Genomic DNA, 17,550 nt, shown 5'->3' with positions numbered 1-17,550 from the left:
TCGTGACCTCGTCCTCGGCAGCCCCGACCCCGCTCTCGCGCGCCGACGTGCTCACGGCGCGCTGGCACGCCCAGCAGCTCGACCGCGCACCCGGCGCGGCCGACTCCCCGGCCGACGTCTCCGCGCTCGACCTGGGCGTCCAGGACACCGGGCCCGACGGCGCGGCCTGGGGGCTCGCGGTGCGCGGCGCCCCGGGCGTGGGGCCGGGCAGCCTCCCGCCGGGCCTCGCCCTCGCGTGGACGCTGCGCGGCGCCCCGCACGTCTACCGTCGCGCGGACCTGGGCGACGTCGCCGTCGCGACCGCCCCGCTCTCCGAGGCCGACGCCGCCAAGCGGGTCTTCGACGCGAGCAAGCCACTGCGCGCGGCGGGCCTCGCCGTGCTCGACGCGCTGCGCACGGAGGCGCGGCTCGAGCGCGAGCTCGTCGCCGACCCCACCGTCAAGGGTGATCTCTCGACGCGGCTCACGCAGCGCCTCCCCGAGCCCCACCTGCGCTGGTGCCGCTCCTGCGGCGCGACGCACAGCTACGAGCAGACCTTCCGCCTCGCCGCGCTCCAGGCGGGGCTCGAGCTGGAGCCCGGCACGTCGCCGCCGGTGCTGCGACGGGTGCCGGGCCTCGAGCCGTCGTTCTACGGCCGGCTCGGCGGCGAGGCCCCGCCGCGCCTCGACGTGGTGCGGGGCTACCTGCGCTTCTTCCCCGCCGCGAGCGTGCAGGACGTCGCGGGGTTCCTCGACGCGCCGGTCAAGGACGTGCGGGCCCACTGGCCCGACGACGCGGTGCGCGTGGAGATCACCGACGCCGAGCCCGGCGCGCGCCCGGCCGAGCGCTGGGTCCTGGCCGACGACGCCGAACGCCTCCGCGGCGCCGCGGCACGCCATCGCGACGCGCACCCCGGCACCGACGCGCCCGTCGTCCGGCTCGTGGGCCCGTACGACCTGTACCTCCAGCTCCGCGACCGCGCCACGCTCGTGGCCGACGAGGCCCGCGCCAAGGACCTGTGGCGCGTCCTCGGCCGGCCCGGGGCGGTGCTCGCGGACGGCGAGGTCGTCGGGACGTGGCGGCCCCGCGCGTCCGGCCGCCGGCTCATGGTCCTCACGGACCCGTGGGTCCCGTGGGAGGCCGGGCTCACCGACGCCGTCGCCGAGCAGGCCGAGCGCCTGCGCGCGTTCCGCGACGCGGCGTCCGTGACCGTCTCGTCGGCGGAGACCGCACCCACGAGGTAGCGGGATCAGCGCTTCACGTGGCCGTACCGGTGCGTCGTGCGGCTGACGGCCTGCTCGTGCAGGACCGTGAGCAGCTCGCGGCGGCCGCTCGCGACGACGGGGTGGTCCAGGACCGTGACCTCACCGACGCGCTCGGCCGCGGCCTCGTGCAGCCCGGGGGCGGAGCCGACGACGCGGACGCGACCCCGGACGGCACCGGACGCGACGCGGCGCGCGAGCTCCTCGTCGCTCACCGCGGCGTCGCCCGTGCTCGGCACGACGACCGCCGGTACCCCCGCGGTGCGCGCGGCGTGCAGCACGCGCTCGACCTCGACCGGCGACGCGTCCGCGCCGACGCGCACGGTGAGCACGTCGACCGGGCGGTAGCGGAAGACGTTCGACTCGACGTGCAGACCCGAGGGGTCGTGGCCCGCGGAGAACTCCCGCTCCCACCAGCGCGCGTCGTCGGCCTTCGCCCACGCGAGCCACGCCTCGGGCGCGGCCTCGCGCGCGGGCGGCGCGGCGTCGGCGGGCGCGGCCCGCCCGGGCGCCGTGGTGCCCGACGGCGTCCCCGCGCCCTCGTCGGCGCCCTCGCCCGTCGCGTCGGCCCAGCGGCCGAGCTGTGCGACGTAATTCGGCCCGCCCGCCTTCGCGCCCGGTCCCACGGCCGACTGCTTCCAGCCGCCGAACGACTGCCGCTGCACGATCGCGCCGGTGATGTGCCGGTTGACGTAGGCGTTGCCCACCTGGACGGCGTCGAGCCAGCGCTCCACCTCGGCGTCGTCGAGGCTGTGGATGCCGCCCGTGAGCCCGAACGGCACGGCGTTCTGGAGCGCGATCGCCTCGTCGAGCGTCGCGGCGGTCATGATCCCGAGGACGGGGCCGAAGTACTCGGTGAGGTGGAACGGCGACCCGGGGGCGACGCCCTCCTTGAGGCCGGGCGTCCAGAGGCGGCCCTCGAGGTCCGGCCCACCGTCCAGCTGCCGGGGCCGCACGAGCCACGACTCCCCGGGCTCGAGCGTCGTCAGGGCGTGCAGGAGCTTGCCGGACGCGCGCTCGGTGAGCGGACCCATGGTCGTCGAGACGTCGGTCGCGGTCCCGACCGCGAGCGAGCGCACCGCGTCCACGAGCTGGCGGCGCACGCGGCGCCCCGTCTCGGTCCGCGGGTCGCCCGCCGAGCCGACGAGGATCGCGAGCGACGCCGCCGAGCACTTCTGCCCCGCGTGCCCGAACGCCGAGCGCACGAGGTCCGCGACCGCGAGGTCGAGGTCCGCCGACGGCGTGACGACCAGCGCGTTCTTGCCCGACGTCTCGGCGAGCACCGGTCGCGACGGCTTCCACCGCGCGAAGAGCTGCGCGGTCTCGATCGAGCCCGTGAGCACCACGCGCGCGACGTCGTCGTGCGTGACGAGGCGCGTGCCGAGCTCGTCGTCGGGCACGCGGACGTACTGCACGACCTCGGTCACCGAGCCCGCGTCCAGCCCCGCGAAGTCCCCGGGTTCCGCAGCCACCGCGTCGCGCAGGCCCGCGTGGATCGCCTCGACGGCGACCTCGAGGCAGCGCGGCGTGGGCGGAGCAGGCTTGGCGAGCACGGCCGACCCGGCCGCGAGCGCCGCGAGGACCCCGCCCACGGGGATCGCGACGGGGAAGTTCCACGGCGGCGTGACGAGCGTGACGCCGTCGGGGGCGAACCGGGCGCCGGGCACGTGGTCCAGCTCCTCGGCGGAGCGCGCGTAGTAGCGCGCGAAGTCGACGGCCTCGCTCACCTCGGGGTCGGCCTCGGCGACGGTCTTGCCGGGCTCGTGCACCATCGCGGCGACGAGGTCGGTGCGCGCCTCCTCCAGGCGCCGGGCGACGGCGCGCAGCGCGGCGGCGCGGGCGGTCGGGGCGACCCGCGCCCACGCGCCGGTCGCGCGCACGGCGGTCGCGACGGCGTCGTCCACCTGAGCGGTGGAGGTGAGCTGGGGCGTGCGGACGGCCACGAACCCGGACTCGGGCCCGGCCACGTGCCGCGCCCAGTCGCGCGACGCGGCGACGGCGGGGTCGGTGTCGGCAGCGTTCGCGAACCCGCCGAACCCGGCGTCACGGGCGGGGTCGGCGTCGTCGTGGCCGACAACCCCGGGCTCGGCGGGCTGGTGCGGCCCGACGGCGGTCGGGGCGCCCGTGCGGGGGCGGCGGCGCGGCGTCACGTCGGCCTCCGCGTAGTGCACCCCGTGGCGCACGGACGCGCGGAACGCGGCCTCCTGGCGCTCCATGGGGCTGGCCGCGGGCGACCCGTCGGGCGCGAACATGGCATGCAGGAAGTTCTGCTCGGCGGCGTTCTCCTCGAGGCGGCGCACGAGGTAGGAGATCGCGACGTCGAAGTCCTCGTCGCGCACGACGGGCGTGTACAGCACGACGCACCCGCCGCGCCCCGCGTGCGGGCCGCTCTCGACCCGGTCGGCCGCGACCTCGTCGCGCACGGCGCGGGCCTCGCCGGGGGCCATGCCCTGGAGCATCTCGACGTCGAGCGCGTGGCTCACGCCGCGGGCCCGGCCGAGGAGGACGGCGAGCGCGACGTGGAACAGGTTGTGGCTCGCGACGCCGATGCGCACGGCGTCGGTGCGGGGCTCGCGCAGCGCGTGTTCGAGCAGGCGGACGTAGTTCGCGTCGACGTCGGGCTTGGTCGGGTAGGGCGCCTGCGGCCACCCGTGCAGCTCGGCCTCGACGGCCTCCATCGCGAGGTTCGCGCCCTTGACGAGGCGGACCTTGATCGGCGCTCCCCCGGCGGCGACGCGCTCGGTCGCGAACCGGGTGAGCCCGTCGAGCGCGCCGAGCGCGTCGGGCAGGTACGCCTGGAGCACGATCCCGGCCTCGAGGTCGTGCAGGTCGTCGTGCGCGAGGATCTCGCGGAAGACCGCGGTCGTGAGCGCGAGGTCCTTGTACTCCTCCATGTCGAGGTTGAGGAAGACGCCGTGGTCGCGCGCCGCCCGGTACAGCGGCAGCAGCCGCTCGACGACGCGGGCGCACGACCCGTCGAGGTCCCACGTGACGAGCTGCGACGCGACGGACGACACCTTGACCGACACGTAGTCGACGTCGGGGCGCCGCACGAGCGCGAGCGTGCGCTCGAGGCGCGCGTCCGCCTCGGCCTCGCCGAGCACGGCCTCGCCGAGGAGGTTGACGTTGAGCGCGTAGCCCTCCGCGCGGGTGCGGGCCAGGTGCGGGCCGAGGCCGCGGCCGGCGTCGGCGACGAGGTGGCCCACGAGCTGGCGCAGGCGCACGCGCGCGGCCGGCACGACGACGCGCGGCAGCACCGGCGCGACACCCGCCCCGACGCGCAGGAGGGACCGGTCGACCGGCCCGAGGAACGACCCCGCGCTGCCCGCGAGCTCGCCGAGGCGGCCGAGCGCCCGCGCGGCGACGTGCACGTCCTGGGGGCGCGCGACGTCGTCGACGAACCGGACCGCGAGCTCGAGGCCCGTGGGGTCGGAGACGAGCGCACCGAGCCGCTCGGCGGTCCTGCGCGCGCGGGCGTCGCCCGCCCCCTCGCTCGCGGCGAGCCAGCGCCGGGCCAGGGTGACGGCCTCCTCGACGAGGTCTTCCGGGGAGGTGAGGGTCGTTCCGCCGACGGCTCCGGGGGTGGGGAGCGGCCGGGCGGGCGCGTCGTTGCTCATCCCTCCAGGGTGCCTCGGGTCGCGGTGACTCGTCTTGTACGATCCGGGGCGACATGGCATCCGTACTCGACAACGCCGAGACCTCGCCGCCCGCGGCGGACCAGCTCCTCGCCGCCCTCAGCCCCGCCATGGTCGCGCTCATGGACGAGTTGCCGGACACGATGTTCTGCGCCAAGGACGTCACGGGCCGGTACGTCGCGGTCAACCCGGTGTTCGTCGCGCGGACGAACGAGCGCTCGCGCCGCGCGGTGCTGGGCCGGCGGGCGGGCGACCTGTTCGTCCCCCAGCTCGCGGAGCGCTACGAGCAGCAGGACGCCGAGGTGCTGCGCGGGCGCGCGCTGCGCGGCGAGCTCGAGCGCATCCGGCGGCTCGGTGGCACGTCGGGCTGGTTCCTCACGTCCAAGCTCCCCGTGCACGACGACGCGGGTCGCCTCGTGGGGATCGTCTCGGTCTCGCACGACCTGCGCGCGGGCGCGGCGGACGACGCGACGATGGACTCCCTCGCCGCGCTCGTCACCGCGGTCGAGGCGGACCTCGGGGCGCGCTGGACGACGGCGCGGCTCGCCGAGGCGGCGGGTTCCACGCCCGCGGTGCTCGACCGGCGCGTGCGGCGCGTGTACGGCGTGACGCCGCGCCAGCTCGTGCTGCGCACCCGGGTCGACCACGCGACGCGCCTGCTCGCCGGGAGCACCGTCTCGATCGGCGAGGTCGCGGCGGAGAGCGGCTTCTACGACCAGCCGTCGTTCACCCGCACGTTCGCGCGCCTCGCCGGCGAGACCCCGGCCCAGTACCGCCGCCGCACCCGTCGCTGACCGCCCACGCCCTGCCGCCGAACCCTGGTTCTCTCCTCGCCGTCTGCCAGTCCTGGGGAGAGATCCAGGGCTCGGCGAGGAACCGGTGAGGGCCGCGCGGTGGCGAGCGGCGGCGTCGGGCACGGAGACTGGCGGCATGACCTCCACCACCTCCTCCCCCGGCGCCTCCGCCGGCCCAGTCCCGACCGTCGACCTGCCCGGCGGGGCGATGCCGCTGCTCGGGCTCGGCACGTGGCAGTCCGAGGGCGACGACGCGTACCGCGCCGTGCGCCACGCGCTCGACGTGGGCTACCGGCACGTCGACACCGCGACGGGCTACGGCAACGAGGCCCAGGTGGGGCGCGCGCTCGCCGACTCGTCCGTGGACCGCGCCGACGTGTTCGTCACGACCAAGCTCCCGCCGGACGCCGCGGGCCGCGAGCGCGAGACGCTCGAGGCGTCGCTGCGCGACCTCGGCACGGACCACGTGGACCTGTGGCTCATCCACTGGCCGCCGTCCGGTGAGGCGTCGCCGTGGGTGTGGGAGCGGTTCGTCGAGCTGCGCGACGAGGGCAAGGTGCGCTCGATCGGGGTGAGCAACTACTCGGTCGAGCAGGTCGACGTCCTGTCCGAGCAGGTCGGCGAGACGCCCGCCGTCGACCAGATCCCGTGGAGCCCGGCCGACTACGACCACCGCGTCGTGCACGAGCTCGCGCAGCGCGGCGTCGTGCTCGAGGGGTACAGCCCGTTCAAGCGCACCGATCTCGACGCGCCGGTGCTCGCCGAGGTCGCGGCCACGCACGGAGTCACCCCCACGCAGGTCGTGCTGCGCTGGCACCTCGACCACGGGTTCGTCGTCATCCCGAAGTCCGTGACGCCGGAGCGCATCGAGGCGAACTTCGCGGTGACCGGCTTCTCCCTCTCCGCGGACGAGCTCGAGGCGATCGACGCCCTGGGGCACCGCCGGGGCGCGTGAGGGGCGAGCGCCCGCGCCGGGGGTAGCGTGACCCTCGGTGCCGCACACCCCCGCGGCACCGAGGAAAACCCTCGAACCGGAGGAACCGTGACGACGACGTCCGTGCCGCCCACCCTCACCAGCGGCGAAACCACCCCGAACGACCCCGCTCCCCGTACGACCTCCCGACCCGACGCCGCGACCGCACCGGCGTCCGCCCTCGACACCGCGCACGCGCAGCTCGCCGGCGCGGTCCGCTTCCTCGGCTACGACGACGGCCTGCACGAGATGCTCGCGACACCACGGCGCGAGGTGAACGTGGCCGTCCCGCTGCGGCGGGACGACGGCCGTACCGTCCTCTTCCACGGCTACCGCGTGCAGCACAACGTCTCGCGCGGACCCGGCAAGGGCGGGCTCCGCTACTCCCCGAGCGTCGACATCGACGAGGTGCGCGCGCTCGCGATGTGGATGACCTGGAAGTGCGCCCTCGTCGACCTGCCGTACGGCGGGGCGAAGGGCGGGGTCTCGATCGACCCGCGCTGCTACTCCGAGGCCGAGCTCGAGCGCGTCACGCGCCGCTACACGTCGGAGATCATGCCGGTGATCGGCCCGGAGCGGGACATCATGGCGCCCGACATGGGCACGAGCGAGCAGACCATGGCCTGGGTCATGGACACCTACTCGGTCAACCAGGGCTACACGATCCCGGCAGTCGTGACGGGCAAGCCCATCACCGTGGGCGGTTCGCTCGGGCGCACGACGGCGACCAGCGCGGGCGTCGTGCACGTCACCGCCGCGGCGCTCGACGAGGCCGGCGTGCCGCTGTCCGACGTGCGCGTCGCGATCCAGGGGTTCGGCAAGGTCGGCTCGCACGCGGCGGCGCTGTTCGCGGCGCGCGGGGCGCGTGTCGTCGCGGTCTCCGACCAGTACGGCGGCGTGCACGACCCGGACGGGCTGGACGTGCGCGCGCTGTTCGAGCACGTCGCCGCGACCGGCAGCGTGGTGGGCTTCGACCGCGCCGACCCGGTCGACAACGACGCGCTGCTCGCGCTCGACGTCGACGTGCTGGTCCCGGCGGCGGTCGAGGGCGTGCTCGACGGCGACACCGCGGGCACCGTGCGCGCGCGCTGGGTCGTCGAGGGCGCCAACGGCCCGACGACCGCCGAGGGCGACCGGGTACTCGCCAAGAACGGCGTGACGGTCGTGCCGGACGTGCTCGCGAACGCGGGCGGCGTCGTCGTCTCCTACTTCGAGTGGGTCCAGGCGAACCAGGCGTACTGGTGGACCGCGGAGGAGATCGGCGACAAGCTCGAGCACCGCATGCTGCACGCGTACGAGGAGGTCGCGAGCCTCGCGCGCCGCGAGGAGCTGAGCCTGCGCGACGCCGCGCTCGTCATCGGCGTCCAGCGCGTCGCCGAGGCGCACCAGATCCGCGGCCTCTATCCCTGACCTGCGAGGGGCCCCGCCGAGCACGGGGTCCGCGGCCGTCCTGGGCTCGACCCGGTCGCGGACCGCGTGCTCGGCGGGTGATCAGGCGCGCGCCGGGCGGGTCGCGGCGACGACCGCCGCGACGAGCGCGACCGCGGACGCGCCGACGGCCGCCCAGGCCACGGTGGTGTCCACGAGCTCGCCCTGGAACCGCCCGACGGCGATCCACGCGAGACCCCACGACATCGCGAGGCCGATGCCGAGGGCGACCGCCCGGCGTCCGGCGGCGAACGCCGCCCACGCGACGGACAGCGCCGCGGCCGCCACGACGAGCACGACGGACCAGCCCGTCGCGCCGAGGCCGAGCTCGCCGACGCCCGCGTCCGCGAACGCCGCGGCGACGTTCGCGAGCGTCGCGACGCTCACCCAGCCGGTGTAGAGGCCCATGGTCCCGTCGAGCACGACGGCCTGCGCGGTCGACTCGGGCCGCCGGCGCACGAGCCGCACCACGACCACGGCGTTGACGGCGAGCAGCGCCGCGATGACGACGACGCTCAGCGGGATCCACCCGGCCTGGACGACGCCGATCCACGCGGCGTTGAGGACCATGGAGACGAGGACCCACCACGCGGTCACCCGCAGGCGCGGGCTCGCGGCGTGCCGGGGCAGCACCTGGTAGACGGCGAAGACGAAGAGGCCGAGGTAGATCACGGACCAGATGCGGAACGCCGGGTTGTCGGGCGCGACGGGAGTCGCGGTCGAGGACAGCGCGCCCCCGGCGGTCTGCTCGACGGCGGTGCCGCCGAACGCGCCCGCGCCGTAGGCCGCGGCACCGGCCGCGACGAGCGAGCCGACGAGGACGACGACCTGGCGGACCCGATCGGAGGGAACGGGGTCGCGGACGGCGCCCGCCGGGACGGCTGCTGTGGTCATGCCTCCAGCGTGACATCACTCAGCATGCTGAGCATCTCGGGCGCCGACGCTCCCCCGCCGCCGAGAACGACGCTGCTCGCTGCCGAGAACGACTCTGGTGTCGTGATCCGACGGATAACGACACCAGGATCGTGTTCGGCGCGGGGCCGGGTCAGGACAAGGGCTGGCGGTCCGCCCAGGCGGTGAGCGTCGTGCGCGGGCCCGTGAAGAACGGGACCTCCTCGCGCACGTGGCGGCGCGCCTCGGTCGCGCGCAGCTCGCGCATGAGGTCGACGATGCGGTGCAGCTCGTCGGCCTCGAACGCGAGGATCCACTCGTAGTCGCCGAGCGCGAACGACGCGACCGTGTTGGCGCGCACGTCCGGGTAGTCCTTCGCCGCGAGCCCGTGGTCGCGCAGCATGGTGCGGCGCTCGGCGTCGGGCAGCAGGTACCAGTCGTACGACCGCACGAACGGGTAGACGGACAGGTAGTCGCGCGGCGCCTCGCCCGCGAGGAACGCCGGCACGTGGCCCCGGTTGAACTCGGCAGGGCGGTGCAGCGCCGCGTTCGACCACACGGGCTCCAGGTGCGCCCCGAGGCCGCTCGCGCGCAGGCGCTGGTAGGCGCCCTGCACGGACTCGACCGTCGGGCCGTGCCACCACACCATGAGGTCGGCGTCCGAGCGCAGGCCCGCGACGTCGTACCAGCCACGGACGACGAGGTCGCCGTCCGTCGCGGCCGGGTCGTCGCCCCCGCCGACGGCGGTCAGCGCGTCGGCCACGAGGCCCGCGCGCTCGTCCGCGTCGGCGGGCAGGGGCGCCGCCGTCGCGAAGACGGACCACATCGCGTAGCGGATGGTGGTGTTGATCTGCTCGTGGTCCGCGGGGACGCGCGCGGCGTCGTTCATCGGGGTTCCTCCCTGATCGGTACGGGGCTCAGCTGTGGACGTCCGTGCTGCACAGCGCGGGGACGCCGCTCGGCTCCCCGTCGCGACGCAGGCAGCAGCCGGGCGCGCACACCGAGCGGAAGGCGGGCAGGCTGCCGACGGTGGCCTCGGTGACGTCCTCGCCGCGCGCGAGGGCCGCGCGCTCGACGAGCAGGTCCACGAGGCCGCGCACGAACGGCTCGCGCGTGCTCACGGTGCCCGCGCGGACCGCGGTCATCCCGAGCCCCGTCGCGGTCTCCATCGCCTCGGTGTCCAGGTCGTACGCGACCTCCATGTGGTCCGACACGAAGCCGATCGGCGAGAGCACGACGTCGCGGACGCCGTCCTGCGCGAGGGCCTCCAGGTGGTCGTTGACGTCGGGCTCGAGCCACGGCTGGCTCGGCGGGCCGGAGCGCGAGCAGTACGCGAGGTCCCACGCGACGTCGTGACCCAGGCGCGCCGACACCTCGGCGACGATCACGCGCGCGAGGTCGAGGTGCTGCTCCGAGTACGTCGCGTGCGAGACGCGCGACGCCGCCTCCATCGTGTCCGGGATGGAGTGCGTGACGAACACGAGCCGCGCAGCCGCGCCGTCGCCGCCCTTGTCCGCGAGCGCCGCGTAGCCGTCGAGCACCGCGTCGACGTTCGCCTGCGCGAAGCCCGGGTGGTTGAAGTAGGAGCGCACCTTGTCGAACTGCACGCCCGTCGAGCCGTCGGGACCGAGCTGGCCGCGCCCGTCGAGGACGACCGCGAGGTCCTCGCGGTACTGGCGGCAGCCCGAGTACGACGAGTACGCGGACGTCACGAGCGCGACGGCGTTCTTCGCGCCCAGCGCCTCGAGCTCGTCGATCGCGTCGGTCGTGTACGGCTCCCAGTTGCGGTTGCCCCACACGACGGGCAGCTCGACGCCGCGGCGCGCGAGCTCGGCCTCGAGCGCGGCCTTGAGCGCGAGGTTCTGCTCGTTGATGGGGCTCTTGCCGCCGAAGCCGTAGTAGTGCTCGCCGACCTCCTCGAGGCGCGCGTCGGGGATGCCCTTGCCCGCGGTGACGTTGCGCAGGAACGGCACGACGTCCTCGGGCTTGTTGGGCCCGCCGAACGAGTACAGCAGGAGCGCGTCGTAGGGGCGCAGGTCAGGGGTGGGACCGGGGTCGACGGCGCTCGCGGGGGCGGCGACGGGCTCAGCGGCCCGGCCCGTGTCGGCAGCGACGTCCTGGGGGGAGAACGGGGGCATGCTCCCGATCATGGCACCTGCTCCGGGCCCCGCCCGCCGGGAAGCCGACCGGGAGGACGTGACATTGACGGGACAGAGTGTCACCTCGTCCGGGCGGCTTCCCGCGGCCCCTAGACTCGGGCTCGCTCGCTCCTCGGGCCGGGCACCGGGCGCCGTCGCCCGCCCCGCAGAGCCGCCCGAGCCGGACCACGTGGAGGTGGAGCAGTGCCGCTCCCGGAGATCACCGAGCGCGTCGCGCTCACCCTGCCCGACGGGAGCCTCGACCGCCGGTCGGTCGGCTGGGCGCGGCAACCGCTCGTCGACACGTCCGGCGTGGCACGGGACGGCCGCGGCCGCTGGAGCCGTCACCGTGGCCGGAACAAGCGCTGGGAGTACTGGGGCGTCGTCACCCCGACGCACGTCCTCGCCCTCACCGTGTCCTCGCTCGACTACGCCGCGGTGCACGAGGTGTGGGTCCTGGACCGGGAGACGGGCCGCACGTGGGGCGAGGCCGCGACCGTCGTGCCGGCGCGCGGCGTCGAGCTGCCCGGGTCGCTCGGGGACGGACCCGCGCGCGCCCGGGCGACGAACCTCGCGATCGACCTCGACGAGGTCGACGGCGGGACGCGCCTGCGCGCGCGGACCCGCGACGTCTCGTTCGACATGGTCGCCGAGCTGCCGCCCGGGCACGAGCGGCTCGCGGTCGTCGTGCCGTGGAGCGACACCCGCTTCCAGTACACGGTCAAGGACGTCGCGCGCCCGGCGCACGGCACGCTGTGGGTCGACGGCCGGACGGTCGAGGTGCCCGCCGGGTCGTCGTGGGCCGTGCTCGACCACGGGCGCGGCCGCTGGCCGTACGACGTGCGCTGGAACTGGGGCGCGGGCTCGGGCGCGAGCCACGGGCGAGTCGTCGGGATCCAGGTGGGCGGACGCTGGACCGTCGGCACGGGCTCGACCGAGAACGCCGTCCATGTGGACGGCCGGATCCACCACCTGCCCGACGAGATCGTGTGGGACTACGACCTCGCGGACCCGGACCGGCCGTGGCGCGTCACCGGCGGCGGTCTCGACGCGACGTTCGAGCCCTTCCACACCAAGGTGACGCGCACGCACCTCGGCATCGTGTCGTCGTCGACCGACCAGTGCTTCGGGACCTGGTCGGGCACGTTCGCCCCGCCCGACGACGGCCGGTCGGGCGCCGCTGCGATCGGGCCCGTGCGGTTCGACGGCCTCGTCGGCTGGGCCGAGGAGGTCCACAACCGCTGGTGAGCGCGCCGCGCCCCCGCTCCGCTTGCCAGTGCCCGGGCCCTGCCTAGCGTGGGGACGATCCGGCGGCACCGACGCCGCCGGGCGCGGCCCGCGCGCGACGGCGACACCGTCCCCTCCGCGGCCGTGCCGGCACCGGCAGCGACGCCGGTGGGAAGGGGAGGCTCATGCAGTCACGACGAGGACAGCTCCGGGCAGGGACCACGGGGGTCGCGGCGGCCGCGGCGCTCGTGATGCTCCTGCCGTTCGGCGGGAGCGAGCGCGGCGGCGGCCAGGGTCAGGGCCACGGGAACGGGAACGACCGCGCCCGCAACGTCATCTTCATCCAGGGCGACGGGCTCGGCCTGTCGCACCGCGAGCTCATCCGGCTCGCGACGGTCGGCAAGGACGGGCAGCTCGCGATGGACTCGCTCGAGCACGCCGGCTGGACCACCACGGACTCGGCAGACCCCGAGGAGGCGGTTACCGACTCCGCCGCGGGCGCGACCGCGTTCGCGTCCGGGGTGCGGACCTACAACGGGGCGGTCGGCGTGGACGTCGACGGCAACCCGGTCCCGACCCTCCTCGAGGCGGCCCGGGGCGCGGGCAAGGCCACCGGGCTCGTCACGACGGCGCAGGTCACGGACGCGACCCCCGCGGCGTTCGGGGCGCACGTGCCCGACCGCGGCGACCAGAGCGAGATCGCGCGCCAGTTCCTGGAGAGCTCGCGGCCCGACGTCGTCCTCGGCGGCGGCGAGGACTGGTGGTACCCGGCGGGAGACCCGGGCGCGTGGGAGGACAACCCTGCGAAGGACCCGACCGAGCAGAGCAAGGGGACCGAGGGGAACCTCGTCGAGCGCGCACAGGACCTCGGCTACACGTACGTGAGCGACGCCGAGGGGCTCGCGGACGCGCGCGGTCGCAAGCTGCTCGGCCTGTTCGCCAACGAGGAGATGTTCGAGCAGCGCAACGAGGGCGAGGGCGACCTGTACGAGCCGGAGGTGCCGCTCGTCGACATGACGGCCAAGGCGCTCGACGTGCTGTCGCGCGACCGCGACGGGTTCTTCCTGCTCGTCGAGGAGGAGGCGGTCGACGAGTTCGCGCACCGCAGCAACGCGACGCGCACGATCCAGGCCGGCCAGGCGCTCGACGAGACCGTCGCGCTCGCGCTCGACTTCGCGAAGAAGAACCGGGGCACGCTCGTGCTCGTCGTGGGCGACCACGCCACGGGCGGGCTGGCGATCGAGAACGTCGACCCCGAGGACGAGAGCGGCGAGGGCGCCACGACCGAGGACGGCCCGTTCGACCTCGCGGGGTCGGACCTCCAGTTCACGGTCGACTGGACCACGGGCGGCCACACCGGCGAGGCCACGCCGATCACCGCGCAGGGGCCGGGCGCCGAGCGGCTCGCCGGCGCGCAGCGCAACACCGACGTCCACGACGCCGTCCTGCGCGCGATGCAGCCCCGCGGCCGCGGCTGAGCACGACCGCGCGCGCGGTCGAGAACGACTTTGGTGTCGTTATCCGCGGGATAACGACACCAAAGTCGTGTTCGGCGACGTACCGGGGGTCAGCCCTTGACCGCTCCTCCGAGGCCGGCGCCCTGGAGGAACATGCGCTGGAACACCAGGAACAGCGCGACCGGGATGAGCGTGGAGATCGCGAGCGCCGCGAGGAACACGCCGAGGTCGGTCGACGCCTCGATCGACGGCAGGCGCACGGACAGCGGCTGGATCGCGGGGTCCTTGAGGACGAGCAGCGGCCAGAGGAAGTCCTTCCAGGCCGCGATGACCGCGAACACCGAGACGACGCCGATGATCGGCTTGGACATCGGCAGGACGACCGACCAGAACAGCCGGTACGGCCCGGCGCCGTCCATGCGCGCGGCCTCGAACACCTCGCGCGGGAGGCTGTCGAAGAACCGCTGGACGAGCAGCACGTTGAACGCGCTCGCGCCCGCCGGCAGCCACACGGCCCAGAAGCTGTTGATGAGCGACCGGCCCAGCAGCGGCGGGTCGAGGATCGTCAGGTACAGCGGGACGAGCAGGACGATCGCCGGGACGAACATGGTCGACAGGACGAGCGCCTGCACGACCTTCCCGTACCGGGGCCGCAGGACGGACAGCGCGTAGCCGCCCGTCGTCGCGACGAGGATCTGGGACGCCCACGACCCGACCGCGAGCCAGATCGTGTTGAGGAAGTACCGGCTGACCTGGACGTCGTTCCACGCCTTGTCGAGGTTGTCCCACGCGATGCCGTTCGGGAAGATCGCCATCGGCGTGCGCAGGATGTCCTGCGTCGGCGTGACCGCGTACTTCGCGAGCAGCAGCATCGGGCCGAGCCCCGCGACGACGAGGATCACGAGCAGCAGGACGTGCGTGGTGCCCATCCCCCACCGGATCGACGGGCGGCGCCAGTCGGCCTCGGAGAGCGCGCCGCGGTCCTCGACGCCGTCGAGCGCCTTGCGACGGCGAGCGCGCACCCTGCGGCGGTCGGACTCGCGCCGGGAGCGGCTCGCCGCGGCGGCGCGGCGGGACGTGCCGTCCGGGTCGTCGACGGCGTCCGTCGCGGCCGCGGAGTCCTGCGAGACGACGCCGATCTCGCTCGGGTTGTCGGTGGGCGAGAGAGTCATGACGTGCTCCAGGACCGGGTGAGCCGGAAGTAGAGGATCGAGAAGACGGCGAGGACGGCCGCGAGCATGATCGACAGCGCGGTCGCCGCCCCGTAGTCGCCGCCGAGGCTGTTCTGGAAGGCGTAGCGGTAGATGAGCAGCAGGATCGTCAGCGTCGCGTTGTTCGGCCCGCCGCCCGTGAACAGGTAGGGCTCGAGGAAGACCTGCGCCGTGCCGATCACCTGGAGGATCAGCGTGATGAACAGGACGCCGCGCAGCGCCGGGAGCGTCACGTGCCAGATCTTGCGCCACAGCCCCGCGCCGTCCACCTCGGAGGCGTCGTAGAGCTCGGGCGGCACGCTCGTCAGGGCGGCGAGGTAGATGATGATCGTCCCGCCCGCGCCGGCCCACGTGGCGGCGAGCACGAGCGAGGGCATCGCCGTCGAGGCGTCCTGGAGCCACGGGTACGGGCCGAGGCCGACCCAGCCGAGGATCGTGTTGAACACACCGGTCGGGCTGCCGTTGTAGAAGAACTTCCACAGCAGCACGGCGACGACCGGCGGCACGACGACCGGGAGGTAGGCGAGCGCGGAGTACAGCCCGCGTGCCCGGCGGACCTCGCGCATCAGCACGGCCGCGACCAGCGGGATCGGGTACCCGAACAGCAGGGCGAGGAACGCGAAGTACAGCGTGTTCTTCACGGCCTTCCACAGGAGCGGGTCGTTCAGCACCTGGCGGAAGTTGTCGAGCCCGACGAACGTCGGGTCGCTCACGAGGTTCGTCTCCTGGAAGCTCATGATCACCGCGCGCACGATGGGGAACCACGAGAAGACGCCGAAGATCAGGATGAGCGGCAGCAGGAAGACGAGGTTGCTCAGGCCGCCGCCACGGAACCACGTCACGGGGCTGCGGCGTCGGCCGTCGCGGTCGGCCCGCGCGTGGGAGGCGGGTCCCCGTCGCGGCGGGGCGGTGGTGGCGGTCACGGGCGAACGTCCTTCGGTGCGGTGGGGAGGTGCCCGACGACGCGAGGTGCGTCGCGCCGTCGGGCACCGGCGGGGTACGGGTCGGCCGGCGAGGGGGCGCTGCCGGCCGACCCGGGTCTGCGGGTCGCGCGGCCCGGTGCGGGCCGCGCGACCGCGGGGCGTCAGCCCTGGTCGAGCAGGGCCTGCGCCTCGGTGTTCGCCTGCTCCAGCAGCGCGTCCACGTCGGCGTTCTCGTCCGTCAGGACGGCCTGGACGACCGGGTCGAGCAGGGCGTAGATCTCCTGCGTCTTCTGCGACGGCTCACCGACGAGCGGCAGGTCGAACATCGTGTCCGTGTAGCTCGTCATCTGGTCGAGCGGGACGTTGATGTAGTCCTTGATCCACTCCTGGTTCTGCTCGTACTGCTCCTGGGAGAACATCGGCAGGACCGGGGTGCCCACGGGCTGGTCGTTCGCGACGAGCGTCTCGGCGTCGGCGACGGCGCGCTTCTCGTCGACGAGCTTCCCGAGGTAGAAGAAGTCGATCCACTTGATCGCGGCCTCCTTCTTCGACTCGTCCACGTTCGCCGGCATCGCGGCGAGCGTGCCGCCGGTGAGGACGCCCGCGTCGTCGCCCTCGAGCGGGAGCGCCGCGAGACCGTAGGTGGAGGGGTCGATCGCGTTCGTCTGGACGAGCGACGTGAAGACGTCGGAGCCCGACGTGTACATCGCGACCTGGCCGGCGGCGAACGCCTGGTTCATCGTGCCCCAGTCGAGGAGGAAGTTGCTCCCGAGGGAGTTGTCCTCCCAGCGCATGGCCTTGAGCCACTCGAGCGCTTCCTTGGTGCCGTCGTTGGTCAGCGTCGAGGTGGCCGTGCCGTCGTCCGCGACCTCCTGCGTGCGGCCGCCGCGCGCGAACGTGTTGACCGTGAGCTGCCAGCCGCCCGTGTTGTTCTGCGACATCTGCATGTAGCCCGCCACGCCGGGGTTCGCGTCCGCGATCTTCTTCGCGTCCTCGCGGACCTCGTCCCACGTGGTCGGCGGCTGGTCGGGGTCGAGCCCGGCGGACTCGAACAGCGCACGGTTGTAGTGCAGGCCCACGCCGTACACGTTCTTCGCGGGGATCGCGTAGACGTGGCCGTCGGCGCCCGTCCCGGCCTCGATGATGGCCGGGTTGAACTTGTCGGCGTAGGGCAGGGTGCGGAACTGCTCGTCGAGGTCCGCGAGCTGGCCGTTCTCGACGAGCGTCTTCGCGTCGGTGAACGGGATCTCGAAGACGTCGGGCAGCGTGCCGCCGGCGAGCTGGGGGGCGAACGTCGTCGCCTTCCACTCGTACTCCTCCGGCACGATGTCGATGTCGGGGTTCGCGGTCTCGAACTCCTCGACCTGGGCGTTGAAGGCGTCGATCGCCTCCTGCTCGGAGCCCGGGAGGAGGGAGACCACCTTGAGGGTGACCTTCCCGTCGCCGTCCGAGCCGCTGCTCTCGTCGTCGCTGCCCGAGCCGCCGCTCGAGCACGCGGCGAGCGTGCTGATCGCGAGCGCCCCCGCGAGGGTGAAGGCGATCGCCTGACGTGTGGACTTCATCGTCACTCCTGTGTTCCGGTGGTGCTGGGTGTGTGCTGGGTGGGTGCTGGGTGTCCGGGCCGACCGGCTC

13 protein-coding genes are annotated in these 17,550 nt (G+C 74.4%); 6 read left to right on the top strand and 7 right to left on the bottom strand.

Annotated features, from left to right (window positions below; translation table 11 throughout):
• Window positions 1-2 precede the first annotated feature (2 nt).
• On the top strand, window positions 3-1,223 hold the full coding sequence (locus tag FB00_RS06480) for a DNA glycosylase AlkZ-like family protein (protein ID WP_047232086.1): 1,221 nt from the start codon (window positions 3-5) through the stop codon (window positions 1,221-1,223).
• A gap of 5 nt (window positions 1,224-1,228) precedes the next feature.
• Here the strand turns inward: FB00_RS06480 and FB00_RS06475 are convergent, their stop codons facing one another.
• Complete coding sequence (locus FB00_RS06475; protein ID WP_047232085.1) at window positions 1,229-4,858, bottom strand: proline dehydrogenase family protein; 3,630 nt, start codon at window positions 4,856-4,858, stop codon at window positions 1,229-1,231.
• Between the two features lie 53 nt (window positions 4,859-4,911).
• Here FB00_RS06475 and FB00_RS06470 point away from each other — a divergent pair, with 53 nt between their 5' ends.
• From FB00_RS06470 to FB00_RS06460, 3 genes are all read left to right on the top strand, one after another.
• On the top strand, window positions 4,912-5,670 hold the full coding sequence (locus FB00_RS06470; RefSeq protein ID WP_047232084.1) for a helix-turn-helix transcriptional regulator: 759 nt from the start codon (window positions 4,912-4,914) through the stop codon (window positions 5,668-5,670).
• A gap of 136 nt (window positions 5,671-5,806) precedes the next feature.
• Window positions 5,807-6,625: an aldo/keto reductase gene (locus tag FB00_RS06465; RefSeq protein WP_047232083.1), complete on the top strand. Its 819-nt coding sequence runs from the start codon at window positions 5,807-5,809 to the stop codon at window positions 6,623-6,625.
• 87 nt (window positions 6,626-6,712) lie between these two features.
• Window positions 6,713-8,053, top strand: coding sequence for a Glu/Leu/Phe/Val family dehydrogenase (locus tag FB00_RS06460; RefSeq protein ID WP_231581743.1), 1,341 nt, complete (start codon window positions 6,713-6,715; stop codon window positions 8,051-8,053).
• A gap of 81 nt (window positions 8,054-8,134) precedes the next feature.
• On the opposite strand, the gene FB00_RS06455 is transcribed toward FB00_RS06460, so the two are convergent.
• From FB00_RS06455 to FB00_RS06445, 3 genes are all read right to left on the bottom strand, one after another.
• Window positions 8,135-8,965: a tryptophan-rich sensory protein gene (locus FB00_RS06455; RefSeq protein WP_047232082.1), complete on the bottom strand. Its 831-nt coding sequence runs from the start codon at window positions 8,963-8,965 to the stop codon at window positions 8,135-8,137.
• A gap of 151 nt (window positions 8,966-9,116) precedes the next feature.
• A complete protein-coding gene (hemQ, locus tag FB00_RS06450; RefSeq protein ID WP_047232081.1) occupies window positions 9,117-9,851 on the bottom strand; it encodes a hydrogen peroxide-dependent heme synthase in 735 nt (244 codons plus the stop codon).
• 28 nt (window positions 9,852-9,879) lie between these two features.
• The gene (locus FB00_RS06445) at window positions 9,880-11,100 is read right to left on the bottom strand and encodes a ferrochelatase (RefSeq protein WP_082141081.1); all 1,221 of its coding nucleotides are present in this window, start codon (window positions 11,098-11,100) and stop codon (window positions 9,880-9,882) included.
• A gap of 204 nt (window positions 11,101-11,304) precedes the next feature.
• Between FB00_RS06445 and FB00_RS06440 the strand changes: the two genes are divergently transcribed.
• A complete protein-coding gene (locus tag FB00_RS06440; RefSeq protein WP_047232080.1) occupies window positions 11,305-12,348 on the top strand; it encodes a DUF2804 domain-containing protein in 1,044 nt (347 codons plus the stop codon).
• A gap of 164 nt (window positions 12,349-12,512) precedes the next feature.
• Window positions 12,513-13,805: an alkaline phosphatase gene (locus tag FB00_RS06435; protein WP_052877498.1), complete on the top strand. Its 1,293-nt coding sequence runs from the start codon at window positions 12,513-12,515 to the stop codon at window positions 13,803-13,805.
• Between the two features lie 89 nt (window positions 13,806-13,894).
• Here FB00_RS06435 and FB00_RS06430 read toward each other — a convergent pair whose 3' ends face one another.
• The 3 genes from FB00_RS06430 to FB00_RS06420 form a co-directional block, all read right to left on the bottom strand.
• Window positions 13,895-14,956: a carbohydrate ABC transporter permease gene (locus tag FB00_RS06430; protein WP_082141061.1), complete on the bottom strand. Its 1,062-nt coding sequence runs from the start codon at window positions 14,954-14,956 to the stop codon at window positions 13,895-13,897.
• Complete coding sequence (locus FB00_RS06425; protein ID WP_172820007.1) at window positions 14,953-15,918, bottom strand: carbohydrate ABC transporter permease; 966 nt, start codon at window positions 15,916-15,918, stop codon at window positions 14,953-14,955. Before FB00_RS06425 ends, FB00_RS06430 begins: the two co-directional genes overlap by 4 nt.
• A gap of 161 nt (window positions 15,919-16,079) precedes the next feature.
• Window positions 16,080-17,480, bottom strand: coding sequence for an ABC transporter substrate-binding protein (locus FB00_RS06420; RefSeq protein WP_047232078.1), 1,401 nt, complete (start codon window positions 17,478-17,480; stop codon window positions 16,080-16,082).
• Window positions 17,481-17,550: the final 70 nt, after the last annotated feature.

Origin of the sequence: Cellulosimicrobium funkei, assembly GCF_001019615.1 — a bacterium.
In the GTDB taxonomy this organism is placed as follows: domain Bacteria; phylum Actinomycetota; class Actinomycetes; order Actinomycetales; family Cellulomonadaceae; genus Cellulosimicrobium; species Cellulosimicrobium cellulans_E.
The sequence above is the reverse complement of the archived record's forward strand: the minus strand, read 5'-3'. Positions and strand labels throughout refer to the sequence as shown.

Excerpts from the sequence above, each read along its gene's own strand:
- hemQ (WP_047232081.1), bottom strand. The coding sequence starts at position 9,851 with ATGAACGACGCCGCGCGCGTCCCCGCGGACCACGAGCAGATCAACACC.
- FB00_RS06465 (WP_047232083.1), top strand. The coding sequence starts at position 5,807 with ATGACCTCCACCACCTCCTCCCCCGGCGCCTCCGCCGGCCCAGTCCCG.
- FB00_RS06455 (WP_047232082.1), bottom strand. The coding sequence starts at position 8,965 with ATGACCACAGCAGCCGTCCCGGCGGGCGCCGTCCGCGACCCCGTTCCC.
- FB00_RS06475 (WP_047232085.1), bottom strand. The coding sequence starts at position 4,858 with ATGAGCAACGACGCGCCCGCCCGGCCGCTCCCCACCCCCGGAGCCGTC.
- FB00_RS06435 (WP_052877498.1), top strand. The coding sequence starts at position 12,513 with ATGCAGTCACGACGAGGACAGCTCCGGGCAGGGACCACGGGGGTCGCG.
- FB00_RS06430 (WP_082141061.1), bottom strand. The coding sequence starts at position 14,956 with ATGACTCTCTCGCCCACCGACAACCCGAGCGAGATCGGCGTCGTCTCG.
- FB00_RS06470 (WP_047232084.1), top strand. The coding sequence starts at position 4,912 with ATGGCATCCGTACTCGACAACGCCGAGACCTCGCCGCCCGCGGCGGAC.
- FB00_RS06445 (WP_082141081.1), bottom strand. The coding sequence starts at position 11,100 with ATGCCCCCGTTCTCCCCCCAGGACGTCGCTGCCGACACGGGCCGGGCC.
- FB00_RS06420 (WP_047232078.1), bottom strand. The coding sequence starts at position 17,480 with ATGAAGTCCACACGTCAGGCGATCGCCTTCACCCTCGCGGGGGCGCTC.